This window comes from Vibrio lentus, from assembly GCF_002875945.1.
Classification (GTDB): domain Bacteria; phylum Pseudomonadota; class Gammaproteobacteria; order Enterobacterales; family Vibrionaceae; genus Vibrio; species Vibrio apostichopi.
Genome location: NZ_MCZK01000144.1, coordinates 190,807 through 205,311 on the forward strand (window position 1 = coordinate 190,807; position 14,505 = coordinate 205,311).

The 14,505-nt window shown below is 43.6% G+C and carries 14 protein-coding genes; 8 read left to right on the top strand and 6 right to left on the bottom strand.

Features of this window, described 5'->3' with window-relative positions; all coding sequences use genetic code 11:
- Entirely contained in the window at nucleotides 1-906 is a 906-nt protein-coding gene (locus BCT49_RS16955; RefSeq protein WP_102436831.1) for a LysR family transcriptional regulator, read from the top strand.
- 28 nt (nucleotides 907-934) lie between these two features.
- Here BCT49_RS16955 and BCT49_RS16960 read toward each other — a convergent pair whose 3' ends face one another.
- The gene (locus tag BCT49_RS16960) at nucleotides 935-1,237 is read right to left on the bottom strand and encodes a hypothetical protein (protein WP_102436833.1); all 303 of its coding nucleotides are present in this window, start codon (nucleotides 1,235-1,237) and stop codon (nucleotides 935-937) included.
- Nucleotides 1,238-1,496: 259 nt separating this feature from the next.
- Nucleotides 1,497-1,979 carry a MarR family winged helix-turn-helix transcriptional regulator gene (locus BCT49_RS16965; protein ID WP_102436835.1) on the bottom strand — a complete coding sequence of 161 codons (483 nt, stop codon included), beginning with the start codon at nucleotides 1,977-1,979 and terminating at the stop codon, nucleotides 1,497-1,499.
- Nucleotides 1,980-2,103: 124 nt separating this feature from the next.
- On the opposite strand from BCT49_RS16965, the gene BCT49_RS16970 reads away from it, so the two are divergent.
- Nucleotides 2,104-2,997 (top strand): DMT family transporter, encoded by an 894-nt coding sequence (locus BCT49_RS16970; protein ID WP_102436837.1) that lies wholly within the window; start codon nucleotides 2,104-2,106, stop codon nucleotides 2,995-2,997.
- Nucleotides 2,998-3,215: 218 nt separating this feature from the next.
- Nucleotides 3,216-4,736 (top strand): DUF1254 domain-containing protein, encoded by a 1,521-nt coding sequence (locus tag BCT49_RS16975; protein WP_102436839.1) that lies wholly within the window; start codon nucleotides 3,216-3,218, stop codon nucleotides 4,734-4,736.
- Between the two features lie 81 nt (nucleotides 4,737-4,817).
- Here the strand turns inward: BCT49_RS16975 and BCT49_RS16980 are convergent, their stop codons facing one another.
- Nucleotides 4,818-5,726 (bottom strand): LysR family transcriptional regulator, encoded by a 909-nt coding sequence (locus tag BCT49_RS16980; protein ID WP_102436841.1) that lies wholly within the window; start codon nucleotides 5,724-5,726, stop codon nucleotides 4,818-4,820.
- A gap of 141 nt (nucleotides 5,727-5,867) precedes the next feature.
- The gene (locus tag BCT49_RS16985) at nucleotides 5,868-7,133 is read right to left on the bottom strand and encodes an MFS transporter (RefSeq protein ID WP_102436844.1); all 1,266 of its coding nucleotides are present in this window, start codon (nucleotides 7,131-7,133) and stop codon (nucleotides 5,868-5,870) included.
- Between the two features lie 91 nt (nucleotides 7,134-7,224).
- Here BCT49_RS16985 and BCT49_RS16990 point away from each other — a divergent pair, with 91 nt between their 5' ends.
- Nucleotides 7,225-8,961 (top strand): ABC transporter substrate-binding protein, encoded by a 1,737-nt coding sequence (locus tag BCT49_RS16990; protein WP_102436846.1) that lies wholly within the window; start codon nucleotides 7,225-7,227, stop codon nucleotides 8,959-8,961.
- 105 nt (nucleotides 8,962-9,066) lie between these two features.
- Here BCT49_RS16990 and BCT49_RS16995 read toward each other — a convergent pair whose 3' ends face one another.
- Nucleotides 9,067-9,462, bottom strand: coding sequence for a RidA family protein (locus BCT49_RS16995; RefSeq protein ID WP_102436848.1), 396 nt, complete (start codon nucleotides 9,460-9,462; stop codon nucleotides 9,067-9,069).
- Entirely contained in the window at nucleotides 9,462-9,770 is a 309-nt protein-coding gene (locus tag BCT49_RS17000; RefSeq protein WP_102436850.1) for a putative quinol monooxygenase, read from the bottom strand. The genes BCT49_RS16995 and BCT49_RS17000 overlap by 1 nt, the downstream gene beginning before the upstream one ends.
- Before the next feature lie 114 nt (nucleotides 9,771-9,884).
- On the opposite strand from BCT49_RS17000, the gene BCT49_RS17005 reads away from it, so the two are divergent.
- The 4 genes from BCT49_RS17005 (at nucleotide 9,885) to BCT49_RS17020 (ending at nucleotide 14,483) form a co-directional block, all read left to right on the top strand.
- Nucleotides 9,885-10,787, top strand: coding sequence for a LysR family transcriptional regulator (locus BCT49_RS17005; RefSeq protein ID WP_102436852.1), 903 nt, complete (start codon nucleotides 9,885-9,887; stop codon nucleotides 10,785-10,787).
- A gap of 252 nt (nucleotides 10,788-11,039) precedes the next feature.
- Nucleotides 11,040-11,957, top strand: coding sequence for a DMT family transporter (locus BCT49_RS17010; RefSeq protein ID WP_102436854.1), 918 nt, complete (start codon nucleotides 11,040-11,042; stop codon nucleotides 11,955-11,957).
- A gap of 250 nt (nucleotides 11,958-12,207) precedes the next feature.
- On the top strand, nucleotides 12,208-13,050 hold the full coding sequence (locus BCT49_RS17015; protein WP_102436856.1) for a helix-turn-helix domain-containing protein: 843 nt from the start codon (nucleotides 12,208-12,210) through the stop codon (nucleotides 13,048-13,050).
- 86 nt (nucleotides 13,051-13,136) lie between these two features.
- Nucleotides 13,137-14,483, top strand: coding sequence for an MATE family efflux transporter (locus BCT49_RS17020; protein WP_102436858.1), 1,347 nt, complete (start codon nucleotides 13,137-13,139; stop codon nucleotides 14,481-14,483).
- Nucleotides 14,484-14,505: the final 22 nt, after the last annotated feature.

Sequence of the window (14,505 nt, forward strand, 5' to 3'; positions counted from 1 at the left end):
ATGAAGATTCTGAAGAAAACACTGCCGCTCGACACCTTACAAATATTGGATGTTCTACAACGTGAAGGGACTTACTCGTCAGCCTCTGCGCATCTCAATCGATCCGTTTCTGCATTGAGTTATCAGATTCAAAAATTGGAAGACGAACTCGGCATCTTGATCTTAGATCGATCAGGACATAGAGCCGTGTTTACTCAGGTAGGACACATGTTGGTGGAAAATGGTCGCCAGTTACTTGCGGGATCCGATGAACTTATAAACCAAATACAACGTTTCTCAAGTGGTTGGGAAAGCGAACTGTTTGTTTCCTATGACGGCATTATCGGGCAAGACATTGCGTTGTCGTTAATCGCCGAAATGGCAACGGAGTGCAGCACGCAACTTTATATCCAAGAAGATATTTTGTCGGGAGGCTGGGAAGCATTAATCTCAGGAAAAGCAGATATTCTGATCTCATCAATGCCCCATATCGAGCTACCGAATACCGTCAACAGTAAAAGCATTGGCAGTGTAGAAATGATCTGGGTAGCCGCGAAAAATGCACCCATTTTAAACGAACCAAATCCGCTCAGTGAATCCACACGACGTGAACACACGATCATCGCAGTGGCCGATACCGCTAAGTCAGCACCTAAAATCACCAAAAACATCTTACTGAACCAAAAAACCAGTACGGTCAGTTCAATGAGCAGTAAGTTGACGGCAATTCAACGTAACCTTGGTATCGGTACTCTGCCTAAACAGCTTATAGCCGCCGAGTTAGAAGCCGGAAGTTTAGTGGAAATTGGCCACGCAAGAACCGTTGATATCGTGCTTGCGTGGCAAATAGGCAACATGGGGAAGGCAAAAACACTCGCTTTGAAAAAGTTAGAAAAGTGCTGGAGAGCATCGGCTCAAACTCACTAAACCGAACCTAGTCAGACACTCCGAAAATCTATTTATCCCGTCCAATAAATCGACTTTGTTGGACACTCTCGCCTTGAGGTGTGGTTGCTTCAAATCGGTACACCCTTGGGATATTTCCCTTGTAGAAAAAGGCTTGCCCTCTGTCTGATGTTTCTGTCATTTGTTGCCCGCGAATATTAGTGGTGACCTGAGCGTTAGGAACGCGTTCTCCATCTTGATAAACGGTGACGACGACACCGTTGGTTTGTTCGTTGATCGACATTTTCAACTCTGCATGGGATGCAAATGAGGTTGCGAGTAGTGCTGCGCTAAGGGCTATTTTAAGTTTCATTTCTGTAATCTCTGTATTGTTGGAATACGAGAAATATACGGATGGATGGCATCTATTGATAACGGGAAGTCTTAAATAGGATGTCCTAAAATATTGAATTACATCAATGGAACTTGTTCGGTTTTCTAGCTCAGTGTCTCTAGCTCAGTGTCGTTCCCAAATTAACCGATACTAAGTAGCGCGACACCAAATTGAAGACACAAAAAAACCGAAGTTCATCACTTCGGTTTTCAAATCAGTTTGAGTTAGCTCACGTCAATTACTCGTAAGCGCTCAACCATGTTTTTAGCAGTTGGTTGGTGTTCTTCTTCTGGCTCGCAGACAGAGATTTAACCAGCTTCTTCTGCATTTCAACATGCTCAGTCATCATTTGGTCAATCAGAATCAAACCATCTTTGGTTAGCTCAACACTCACACTGCGTCTGTCTTCTTTGCTGTGTTCACGACTGATCAACCCTTTGGCTTCCAGTTTATCAAGGCGATTGGTCATCGCACCTGATGTCAGCATCATCGAACCTATCAGCTCTGAGGGAGTGAGTCGGTAAGGCTTTCCAGAACGTCGCAAGGTGGCTAGCACATCAAACTCACCGAGTTTCATGTCGTATTTTTTATGAAGCTCGGCAACTTGAGTCTCCATATACTTGGCAATACGCATAATCCGGCCCATCATTGCCATAGGCTCAGTTTCTAGCTCAGGCTTTTCCTTTGCCCATTGCTCTACTACGCGGTCGATAGCATCCATTTGCAATCTCGCTCCGTTATTAGTCTTGATTACTTCAAACTAGTTTAACATAAAGATACTTTACAACCACTAGTTCTCAGTATACAGTTCACACAATAGTTATCTTAACGTAAAGATATTTTAAATGAACATATTATTAGCAATGATCCCCGCGTTCTTTTGGGGAACAACCTATGCAGTGACGCAATTTACGCTACAGGAGTGGCCACCATTATTATTGGGTGCTTTGCGTGCGTTACCTGCTGGTTTGTTATTGCTAGCAGTAAAGCCGACACTGCCTAAAAAAGGCGAGTGGCAGATCATTTTCACATTGGGCCTTATCAATATTGCGACCTTCTTTGGCCTGATCTTCGTGATGGCACTAACGCTGCCTTCAGCGATTTCTGGCGTGGGTATGATCTCTGTACCTGTGTTCGCGATGATCTTCCATTGGGTAGTGAAAAAGCAACGCCCGCATCTGATTCAAGCCCTTTCTGGTATTGGCTTGATCACCTTAGCGTGGATACTGTTTAACCCAAGCCAAATCGCTTTGAATCCAATTGGTTTAGGCGCCATGTTCGCCGCGATCATGTGTATTGTCATCGGCAGCAGCATTACCAAGTCACTGGGTAACCGCATGCATTGGTGGAAGGTATTAACATGGCAGCTGATTTTAGGCGGTACGATTTTATCTGTCGCGTCTGGCGTTCATGCCTTCATCGACCCACAACCTTATGTTAATGCTGTCACTCATTTCGATACTCGCAACGCTATGGGTCTATTGTGGGTAATTGGGCTAAACACAGCACTAGGTTACGGCATGTATGTATGGCTACTACAACGTATGTCAGTAGTTGATTTCACCTTTGGTGGTATCGCTAACCCAGTTGCTGGCATCGTGACGGGCATGGTGTTGATGGGTGAATCCTTCACTCCAGTACAGTACTCGCTAATGACAGGCATGATCGTAATGTCACTACTACCGCAACTCATCCTTGCAGTAAGACAAACCAAACAAGTTAAGCCTGTTAGGCAGTAAAAAGATTTAGAGTGTTACGAATAAACCCGCCAAGTGCGGGTTTTGTTTTATCTACAATACTAACAATTGCAGTACAGACACCGTATTTTGCGAGCGCCTTCTTACCCCCATCTTTTAAACCGATCTTTGAGACTCATTTTTGAGCCTGCCGCGTATCAGATATGTTTTTTCGACTAGCATAAAGTAAGTACATCGAAACGAAACTGAAAGGTGACATCATGATTACGTCGAAGCTAAAAGCAATTGTGTTAGCGAGCAGTATTTTTATCTCACACCAAGTACTGGCGACTGAAAACTACAATACTGATATTCCGTCAAGCATCATGACGCCAGATACAGTGCAAACCAGCATCGGCGAATTGAATTTTAAAGATGGTGCGCCAACGGCTGAAACCGCGCAAAAGCTTTATGACAATCTAGATACGCTTCGCTCAACAGAGGTGTTCCTCAATGCGATTCCAATGGCTTCACTTGAAGCTCTGCGTGTTGGTCATGAGGGGATCGGTTCAACATCATCAAACCAAGTGGTGGTGTTCGATAATCTGATGGATTCAAACCCTCTATTTTTAACCGGTAACACCGACACCGTTTATGCTTCGGTTTTCCTAGACCTAGAGAAAGATGGTCCAACCGTCATTGAGGTACCAGAAGGCATGGGACCAACAACGGTGAACGATGCGTTCTTTCGTTTTGTTATTGACTTGGGCATCGTGGGGCCAGATAAAGGCAAAGGTGGTAAGTATCTAATTCTTCCTCCGGGTTATGAAGGCGAAGTACCTGAAGGCTATTTTGTTTCACAATCCACCAGCTACACCAACTGGTTTATTGCGCGCGGATTCCTGAAAGATGGCAAGACCGACGCAGCAGTAACAGCTTATAAAGAGAAGCTGAAGATCTACCCATTAGCAAAGAAAGATGATCAACCAAAAATGGAATTCATCTCTGGTAGTGGCAAATCATTCAATACCATTCATGCAAACGATGAGCACTTCTACACCGAGATTAAAACAGTCCTAGATAAAGAGCCGATTTCCTTCATCGACCCAGAGCTTCGTGGATTAATGTCGAGCATTGGTATTCAGAAGAACAAACCTTTTGCACCCGATGAGCGCATGCAAAAACTGATGAAAGATGGCGTCGCGATTGGTAACGCAACAGCGAGATCACTTTACTTCCAACCAAGAGACAAGAAAGCTTACATCTATGAAGATCGCCTATGGAAAACGGCGTTTATCGGCAAAGATTACCAATGGTTAGTCGACCAAGGTGAAGGTGGACGCAACCTAGATGCTCGTTCTTACTTCTTCTACATCGCGACAGTGAATACACCAGCGATGGCTCTGAAGCTTATCGAAAAGGGCTCTCAATACGCATTGATTGACCAAGCAAAAGACGGTGAATACTTCGATGGTGGCAAACACTATAAATTGAATATTCCGGCGAATGTGCCAGCTAAGAACTTCTGGTCTATTGTGGCTTACGACACGCAAACGCGTTCAGAGCTGCAAACTAGCCAACCGCTGCCAAGTAAGAATAATCAGCGTGATGACTTCATTGAAAACAAAGATGGTTCGGTTGATTTGTACTTTGGCCCTACCGCTCCAAAAGGCAAAGAGGCGAACTGGATTGAGACGGTTCCGGGCAAGGGTTGGTTTACAGTACTGAGACTCTATGGACCACAAGAAGCATGGTATGATCAAACGTGGAAACCAAGCGACATTGAAGAGGTGAAGCTGTAACACCAAGTCTGCATCGTTAATCAAGCTGTAAACCTAAAACAAAAACGCGCCTAAATCGGCGCGTTTTCTGTTATTTCATCATTAACGATTTTCCAAACTTTCACTTAAAATCTGTTCGATGCGTTTCACTATGGGGTGCTGATAACAAGCGCGGTGGTATTGGATACCAACATCGAAAGTCACCGTTTCTCCATTGAACAATACAGGTCGCTGACTAAGCCCGCTTGGTATGGACGCTGAATCCATATCAAATCCAACGAATACATATTGGCTCACCTGAACACACTCCAGAGCTGAAGAGACCGACGCGACCGTCAGCTTTTGCTGTAATACCAACCCTGTGCGTTTTTTCAAACGTTCGTAATAAGAGTTAGCGTCCAATGAGCCCATCGAAACACGCACCGTATCAAAGCTTTCTAACTGAGTAAGGTCGATGGTTTCATTTTTGGCTAAAGGATGTGCATCTGTCACATAAGCGAACAAGTCTAGCGAACCGACTTTACGCTCTACAATACGATCATTCAGTTCGTTGGGGTAACCTGAAACGCCGATCGCTAAAGTTCCCGCTTTTGGGAATTCAACTCCATCCAACGACCAATCCATCATCGATATTTTGGGCTTTGATTCTTCACTTGTTAACCCTTTCAATAAGGGAACGGTAAACAATGTGCTCAACGGGTTAGCAGCATGAAAAACATATTCAATATTCGAATCGGCTCCGACAAACGACTGCGATATTTGCTGTGCTTGCTCTAACCTTTCTAGAGGCTCTTTCACCACCAACATCAATTGAGTGGTGAACAAGGTCGGAGCGTAAACACCTTTGGTCGCGATGAATAATTCATTAGCAAACAGATCTCGGCAATCGGCCAAATGACGATTAAACGTCGCTCGGCTAATATCTAAAATATGACACACCTTCGCCTGAGATTGTTGCTCATAAAGCAGATCCAAAAATCGATACAGATTTAAGTCGATTGTGTTTTTCAAATCCCCTACCTCATTTCCATGTTATGTCGTTCCTTTGTTCAGTATGAACGCGAACAAAATAAACCTTCAACACTCTATGCTATAACTTTGCTGCCAGTAGCGTTTTTCATGCAAACTTCCTAAAAGAAAAACGTCAACGTACTAGGGAATACGTCGGACACTGGTCATCATGAGCCCAAGAGCCGCGAACACTTGAGCGACAAAACAGGCAGCAAAGAGTGTCGGTATACCAAATATCGCCACCAGATAACCTGAAGCAGCCAAACCAAATGGCATCAACAGTTTAAATAACGATCCGGTAATACCTGCCACGCGGCCAAGGTGCTTTTCCTCGAAGGCTTCTTGGCGATAACTCCAGATACAGATGCTGCTGTAAACACCAATAGCACTCACCCACAAGAACGACGCCATTAATAAGCCTTTTTCAATCACAACTCTGTATTCTCCGGAGACACCTTGTAGTAAATAACTTTGGCTCAATAACGCTGGAAATAAGAACCCAAACGCCTCTAATGCAACGGACAAAATTAGAAGCACGCCGAGTCCGATACGTTTTCTAACTTTATCTCCGGTAAAAGAACCTAATAAACCGCCCACGCCTGAAGCCGCGATCAAGTACCCCACTTCCATGTGATTGAGTGCCAACTCCGCTTTGGCAAAGTAGATAGCTTGAATCCAGAAAATAGATCCAGTGGTGTTAATCACCATCACTACCAAGGTGATGTGCCACATGTTCTTGTTCGCATACAAAATAGACCAACCTTCTTTTAGTGCGCTAAACACCGACTGATGGACAACGGGCGTAGACGGTTTGAGGTCCAACTTATTGAGCTGCCAAAAAGCAAGCACGTACATAACTGCAATAAGTAGAAACACGTTATGTAACGCTGATAAGAGAAGCAATCCCCCAGACAACACCGGACCAACCGTTTCTAACAAACTGTACAAGGAACTCATTCTGGCAGTAGCTGTATTTTGCACTTGTTGAGGTAAGACATTTTTCATCATCCCGATACGTGCATTGTGATAGCCATAGTTAAACGCCATCATTAGGAATGCACACGGGAACAGCACATATAAAGGATTCGACAACCATCGCACAGCGATATACGAGATAACCAACACAACGACTTGCCCAAGCAACATGCATTGCGACCACTGCTTCTTATTAAACTTATCAACCCATACACCGATGAACAGCGCTAGAAGCAGATTTGGCAAAAACTCAACGGCTCTCATCCAGCCCATCATCTCTGAGGACTGTGTTAACTCGTACACCAACAAGGGAAGAGCAAGGTCATAAATCTTAGTTCCAAAGGCGACAAAAAACGCCGTCGAAAACAAAACAATAAAGCTCGAGTTTTTCCAAATTGAGTTGGTCGCCTTGGAAGCTTTTACACCTTCCATTTTTCATTCCTTTTAAAAACAATCGAATAACTCTATTATCGAGATTAAAAGATGAAGAAAAATAGAAAGATTTAACAGGGATTTCACCTTTATGCATTACTGGAAGGCACTGGCATTTTTACGTTCTCGGGTACTCATTAACCAACCGACTCAACTTTCGCTGACAGAAATTACTGAAGCTCTGGGGTGTACCAAACGTAACGCACAGCTGATTATCAAAAAGCTAGTAAACGAGGGCTTGATTGATTGGAAGTCAGGTATTGGCAGAGGCAACCTACCCACACTCACTCTACTCAAAAACGTGAACCATAAATTAGAACTGAGGATTGATGAATTACTATCGGAAAACAAAGTTGACCAAGCATTAGAGCTCATTGATGATTCACAACGCGATCAGTTTCTACTTGGTTATATCAGCCGTTATCAGAGCTTACCGACCACACTCGATATTCTGCAAATTCCCTTTTATCGAGGCACACATAACCTAGACCCGATTGAAGTAACACGACGCACTGAAGCGCATATCACTCGTTACCTGTGCAGTAATTTACTGTGTTTCAACACACGAACTCACTCGTTTGAGGGAGACCTTGCAATTGACTGGTACCAAGATGAAAGTCGTTGGTATTTCACTTTGCGAAAAGATTTAGTATTTCATGACGGCTCGCCGATTCTAGCGCAAGACATCAAAAACCATTTCCGACGCTTGCTCAATAGCTCTCACCACAATAGTCAGCAGTTTCACTGCATCTCAAATATCACTGTTGTAGACCCACTTCATCTCTATTTTGATACCAAGGCCAACGCAGGATATTTACCGTCACTGCTATCCAGCTCAGCCGCGGGTATTACGAAAAAGGTAGGAGATACGCGCCTTGGTAGTGGCAGCTTTAAATTGGTCGAACAGTCTGAATGGCTTACCAGACTGGAAGCATTCAAACACTATCATGGTCACCGCCCTTGGGTAGATGGCATAGAGATATGGAATGTCGGTGATAAAGCCAAAGACTATGAGATGCACTGCGATATTGTTCATTCGCACCCGCATTACCAACATTCCTCAATATCGTTGGGGCTTGAAGAGATGGAACAGTGGGAAAAAGGTTGCGAATACGCCTTGATTAACCCACATCGTCACCCTTGGTTTGAAAAACCAGAGCGCTACCAATCAATAAGTGAATTACTTCGCTTACTTGGTGTAGCTAAAGATATCCCTAGGCAGAGCATCGGTTATGCCAATGGAATGCTTGCCACTTTTAGCCAGTCATCAAGCCCTAAACTTATCAACGCCAATGACCAAGGCGTATTGAAAGCCGTTCATCATTTAGCTGACTCATTAACCAAACCTACCCAACCATTAAAGATCCTGACCTACCAGCTGTTTGACCACATCAAAATGGCTCGTCATTATTGTCATCGATTGAATGAACTCGGTTTTGCTTGCGAATATCAAGTGCTCGAGTTTCCAGATTTTTGCCAACCGGATAACCTAAAAGATGCTGACATATTAATTAGCGGTGAAGTGTTTTCAGATAACCTCGACAGCAGCTGGATGGGGTGGTTACAAAGTTCTATCGCATTAGAAGTGTGCCTCACTGATGAGCAAAAACAGTGGCGAGATGAAAACCTTGAGCAACTTTGGACACTCAATGATTACCAACAACGACAATCAGCCTTTCTAGAACTCGAGGCACAGCTAATAAAGCTCGGCGTTTATAGGCCGATTTTCCGCGTTAAACAGCAACTCAATTATGCCAAAACAGTCAATCCCGTTGAACAGTTAGCTAATGGTTGGATTGATTTCAACCAAATCACTATACGTCGCTGAGCAGGAGTTTCTCGATTAGAAATAGCCCCTTTATCAACGATTAGATAAAGGGGCTTTTGGCTTCACATAATGATCTTTTTACCCATTAAAAATCCAATAATCGACTTAAATCAGTTTCGCCGCTTCGGCCTCAATTTCAACTTTCCATCGCTCATCAAAGAGCCCTTGAACGAATAATAATGTCGTTGGAAGTCCACCAACATCAAAGGGCAATCGTTGCTTTGCGGCTTGGTAATCAGACATATCATTCCGATCAACTAAGTACAGTCTTACACTGATTAAATCTTCCATATCCATTTGATTTGCCTGAAGCACTCCTCTCAGATTTGTCCAAGCCAGTACAATCTGTTCTTCCGCACTTTCAGCAACCACACCTTCGCTATCAATCCCAAGTTGCCCAGCAATATGTAACCGCGTTGAACCGGCGGGGATTAACGCACATTGATGATAGTTAGCGGCCGGAGCTGGTACTGAAGAAGGACTCCATATCTTATTCATCATTACACCTCAGATGATGTGACGATTTTAGACATGACTGTAATGGTCGGCATATCCGTAAGCATCGCACCTAAACGGTCAAAATCGCCAATATCTTTGCGCCAAGCAATGTATTCATTGAAGTTATCCGTACTTTCCCATTCTTCACATAAAACCAAGGCATTTTCAGACAAATCTTTTTGATAAAGCTCCGCAGAAAGGTTGCCGTTAAAAGTACGAGTATCTGGCAAGATTTCGTTAAAAAACTCAACGATCTCTGCCGTTTTATCTTCAGTATGGCTCAAGGTAAATTGCACTAAAATAGTCATCATTCTCTCCGTTTTCTTATCTTGTTAAGGTACGAGGAGAATCTTACTTGTTTGTAAAAATAGATAAATACAGTAAAATTTCAAACATAGTTCGATCTAATGAGACAATAAATCACCATGAAAAACGAATTGCATCGCATGCAAGTGTTCGCTCAAATTGTAGAATCGGGCTCCATAACGAAAGCTGCTGATAAGCTAGATCTATCAAAATCTGTCGTTAGCCATCACTTACAAGGGCTTGAGCAACACCTTGGTGTGAAATTACTCACTAGAACAACACGTCGCCAATCCTTAACCGACGCTGGACAGCGTTTTTATCAAAGATGCTTAGAAATGCGAAAACTAATGTCGCTTGCGGAAGAAGAAGTGCGCGAGTCCTGTTCTGATTTTGCAGGCACAATCACCATCACATCTCCACACACATTGATGACACATCTTATTGGACCTGCAATGTGTGAGTTTATGAAAAGCCACCCTCGTATAGAGCCTCAACTATTGGCCAACGATATGCGCGTAGATCTTATTGATAAATACATAGACCTGTCGGTCACCGTTGGAGAACTTCCTGATTCCACATCTCGAGCTATAAGGCTAGGAGACCTTCAACAAGTACTGTGCTGTCATCCTGATTATCTTACAAAGGTACAAATTCAGCTTCCAATCACATCAAATGACCTCTCAAAATATGACTACATTGCCAATCAATGGGAAGGTATCAACAGTCAAAGAAGCTTTGCTATCAATAAAGGGAAAATAAGTACCTATCAATTTAGAGCAAACAGAGTTGGAGACAGTGTGCCAACCATACGAATGATGGCTTTATCTGGGTTAGGAATTGCGTGTCTTCCTAAACAAGCAATTGAAGTAGACCTCCAAAATGGTACATTAATTAATATACTGCCAGATGAAATAGAGCTTAAGGCTCCTTTCTATATTGTACACAATTTTGGATTGCAAATGCCGGCCAGAATTCGGGCCTTCATTGACGATCTTAAAAGACATGCCAAGTCTTACTCATAAAAGTTACGTCATCAGAAAACATCCATAAACAAACTCACAAATTAGACCTTACAAAGAATAATGCCTTTAACTTAATCTAATTTCATAGAAATAATTTATAAAAATTAACTATATTAGAGATTTAATTTCCACAAATCATTTCAATTAGAGACAAAAAGACAAAATTTTTCTCCGACTACCTACTTATACTGTGCCACGTCATTAAGGCGCTACAAGCCTATGATTTAAAATAATTATTAATGAGTAGTCACCATGAATTCGAAGTCGCTAACTATCTTGCTTTTTGTCTCTGTTTGCTTAATTTGGGGAACCACTTGGTTCGCTATGGAAGTGGCATTGCATTCTATCCCACCTATTTTTGCCACTGCATTGCGCTTTTTATTGGCTGCACCGTTGCTCGCAGTATTGGCGAAAGTGTTCAACCAGCCTTTGCTTTTCCCTAAAGGTAAACGTCAATGGCTACTTATTGTGGCACTGATGTATTTTGCTATTCCGTTCACTTTGATGATCTATGGTGAGCAATACATATCTTCTGGTTTGGCGTCGATCATCTTCGCGAACATGCCGGTCGCTGTGATGCTGATGTCTGGTTTATTCTTAGGTCTACGATTGGCGAAACATCAAATCTTCGGTTTGATCACTGCTGTTGTGAGCCTATGTTTAATCCTTGGCAACGAAATGCAAATGGGTGGTGATGACTACCTTATCGGCACAATTTGTTTAGGCCTTGCTGTGGCGATTCATGCGGTTATGTATGTGTTGGTTCAAAAGCACTGCAAAGGAATCGAAGTACTGACTTACAATGCTGTACCGAGCTTAATTGCTTCCCTATTCTTGTTCGCCGTTTCTGCGGTGGGTGAAAGCGTTAATGTTGAATCCTTCACTTGGGATTCAATCTCAGCCGTGATTTACCTGGGCTTTGTGGCGAGTGTTGGCGGCATTGTGGCTTACTTCAAATTAGGACAGGTTTCGACACCTTTCCAAGCCTCTATATGTTTCTTAATTTTTCCGGTAGTAGCACTTCTGATCTCTTGCTACATCAATGGTGAAGTGCTTTCTGAACAGTCATTGCTTATGATGATTCCTCTGCTTTGTGGCATCTTGCTGACCAAGGCACCAAAAGGGATCTTTAAGCTACGCTCTTCGTTAAATACAGCGAGCAGCAACTAAGTTCTATGAATTTACCCTAGAAGCCCGCAATGCGCTTCTAGGGTTATATTTAGCAACTCAAATCTAAGCTTCTAACTCACTCCCCTCTGTACACTCCTATCTGTTTCACCGCGTCCATTCTTTCACTGCCCATCACTCATTGATAATGGCAAGCGAATGACTTAAAAGTCGCAATCGGCTACATTAGCAACACCAATCATTGTCGGCTTTGGTCATAGCCTTCAGCGCCCTTCTCCAACAAAGGAATGTCATGAGTACTCCCATCAAGCACATGCGCCTTATTAAAGGTCAACCCTGTCGTGTGACTGAGTTATCTAACAGCGACGATGCGTTCTTAGAACCACACAGACATGAGTATTGGGAGTTGGTGTGGTGTGTGGATGATCTCGGCAGTCAGAGTATTGATTTCGTCGACTACGACAACAAAATCGGGCGTATTTTTACCATTGCTCCCGGTCAGGTACACCGCTCAGAACTGGTGGGAGAAAATGCTCGTTTACTGGTATTTACCCCAGGTTTTATCAAAACCAATCATCGCAACACACAACTAGTCGACACTGTTTTTGCCATGCATCAAAGTCGCCCTCCCTATTTGGATTGCAGTGAGGAAGGCAACCGCTACCTGCTGCCTATTTTCACCATGATCAAAGAAGAGTGTGAGCGAGTGGATAGCGACTGGGATTTGGTAGAATCACTGATGAATAGCTTTTTGCGCTACATATTACGCTTCGCCACCCAGTCCTCATTGAAAGGAGAAGTGCGCGACAGCCGAGTCAACAAGGTTGTTGATTTGATTGAGCAGCATTACGCCACGCACAAACATTGCGAATTTTATGCGCAAGCGCTGTCGATCACTAACAAACGCATCAACGAGATCGTCAAAGCGGAGCGAGGTAAAACGGTCACTCAATTAATCCATGATCGAACCATCTTAGAAGCGAACCGTGAATTGATCTTTTCTACCAAGACAATTAAAACCATCGCTTTTGAACTCGGCTTCGAAGACCCTGCCTATTTCAGTCGTTTTTATCGCGGCCAAATGAACGAGTCACCCGCGGAGTTTCGAACTCGATGTGCAGATCGTGCAACATAATGCGCAGATAATCCCTTTTTAGAATCCACTTAAGTTCGGATAATGCTCCCTCTTTATTTCATCCAATTTGTTGGGAGCTTTCTGGAATGGGCATTAATCTCAAAACCGATCCGATCTCAAAATCCTTTTATCAATACCTTTGGCCCGCACTAACGGGCATGGTGATCAAGTCTCTTTTTATCATGGGAGATGCTTGGTTCGTCGGACGCGGTGTTGGCCCTGATGGGCTTGGTGCTATCGCTTTAACCATCCCTGCTTTTTCAATATTCACCGCCATTGCCATGATGGTGGGCATTGGTGGCGCAGCACTTATGTCTATCGAAGTCGGCAAAGGAAATACAACGTCGGGTCAAACCCTCTTTAGCCAATCAATGCTCAGTACCGCTGTGCTTAGCACCATTTCAGTCAGCATTGCCCTGTATTTTTTAGACGATATGATTGCGTTAATGGGCGCTTCTGGTTACATGGCTGAACTGACTCACGATTACCTGTCTGTGATGCTGCCATTCTTTGTGTTGTACTCGTTAGCTTGGGTCATGTCGTGCTTTGTTCGTAACGATACCAACCCAAAACTGGCGACTTACGCGATGTCGATAGGTGCTGTGGTTAACCTAGTTTTGGACTACTTCTTCGTCTTAGAATTTGGCTGGGGTATGAAAGGCGCAGCCTACGGTACAGCAATTGCTCAAGGTGTTATCGCTTGTATTCTATTAAGCCACTTTGTACGTAAACAAGGCACCTTGGAAATGAGCTTAAAAGGGATTGGTTTGGGAAAACTGCCAAGCATCCTAAAAATAGGTACGCCGACATTCTTCATTGAAGTAACTGCAGCGATGACCATCTTATTGTTCAACTACGTGTTGCTGCATCAGTTTGGTGAGAATCATATTATCGCCTATGGCTTAACGGCAAACATCGGGGTATTCGCCCTGTTTGTGATGGTCGGAATCGCTCAAGCCTGCCAGCCAATCATCAGCTTTAATCATGGAGCCAACCAACCAAACAGAATCGAAGCGATTTTTCGCTTAGGTTTAAAAAGTGCAATTGGCAGCGGCTTGGTATTTATGGTTCTGGTGTACCTGTTTGCTCCTCAAATCGCAGCCCTCTATTTGGGTGATTCAAGCGATTTAATTGGACTGTCATCAACCGCATTGACGTTCTTCTTCTTTGCTGTGCCGCTGATGGGCATAAACTTAGTGATCGCCAACCTGTTTCAAGCAACGGCCAAACCTAAACAAGCAACACTGATATCTCTTGGACGCGGCTTTGTGTTCGTCGCCTTGGGCATCATGATTTTGCCAAAGCTATTCCCAGAACAAGGCATTTGGGCAAGTATCCTGTTCGCAGAAACCGTAACAGCCATATTCAGCCTAAGTATGTTACGCAGCTACAAGAAGCGCTTTTCTGGCTCATTAGAAAAACAGGCGGTATAGGAAGTCATCCGTTTAGAACGCC

Coding starts and splice junctions, on each gene's coding strand:
- BCT49_RS16955 (WP_102436831.1), top strand. CDS start 1: ATGAAGATTCTGAAGAAAACACTGCCGCTCGACACCTTACAAATATTG.
- BCT49_RS16970 (WP_102436837.1), top strand. CDS start 2,104: ATGAACATATTATTAGCAATGATCCCCGCGTTCTTTTGGGGAACAACC.
- BCT49_RS17005 (WP_102436852.1), top strand. CDS start 9,885: ATGAAAAACGAATTGCATCGCATGCAAGTGTTCGCTCAAATTGTAGAA.
- BCT49_RS16990 (WP_102436846.1), top strand. CDS start 7,225: ATGCATTACTGGAAGGCACTGGCATTTTTACGTTCTCGGGTACTCATT.
- BCT49_RS17010 (WP_102436854.1), top strand. CDS start 11,040: ATGAATTCGAAGTCGCTAACTATCTTGCTTTTTGTCTCTGTTTGCTTA.
- BCT49_RS16995 (WP_102436848.1), bottom strand. CDS start 9,462: ATGATGAATAAGATATGGAGTCCTTCTTCAGTACCAGCTCCGGCCGCT.
- BCT49_RS17000 (WP_102436850.1), bottom strand. CDS start 9,770: ATGATGACTATTTTAGTGCAATTTACCTTGAGCCATACTGAAGATAAA.
- BCT49_RS16975 (WP_102436839.1), top strand. CDS start 3,216: ATGATTACGTCGAAGCTAAAAGCAATTGTGTTAGCGAGCAGTATTTTT.
- BCT49_RS17015 (WP_102436856.1), top strand. CDS start 12,208: ATGAGTACTCCCATCAAGCACATGCGCCTTATTAAAGGTCAACCCTGT.
- BCT49_RS17020 (WP_102436858.1), top strand. CDS start 13,137: ATGGGCATTAATCTCAAAACCGATCCGATCTCAAAATCCTTTTATCAA.
- BCT49_RS16960 (WP_102436833.1), bottom strand. CDS start 1,237: ATGAAACTTAAAATAGCCCTTAGCGCAGCACTACTCGCAACCTCATTT.
- BCT49_RS16965 (WP_102436835.1), bottom strand. CDS start 1,979: ATGGATGCTATCGACCGCGTAGTAGAGCAATGGGCAAAGGAAAAGCCT.
- BCT49_RS16985 (WP_102436844.1), bottom strand. CDS start 7,133: ATGGAAGGTGTAAAAGCTTCCAAGGCGACCAACTCAATTTGGAAAAAC.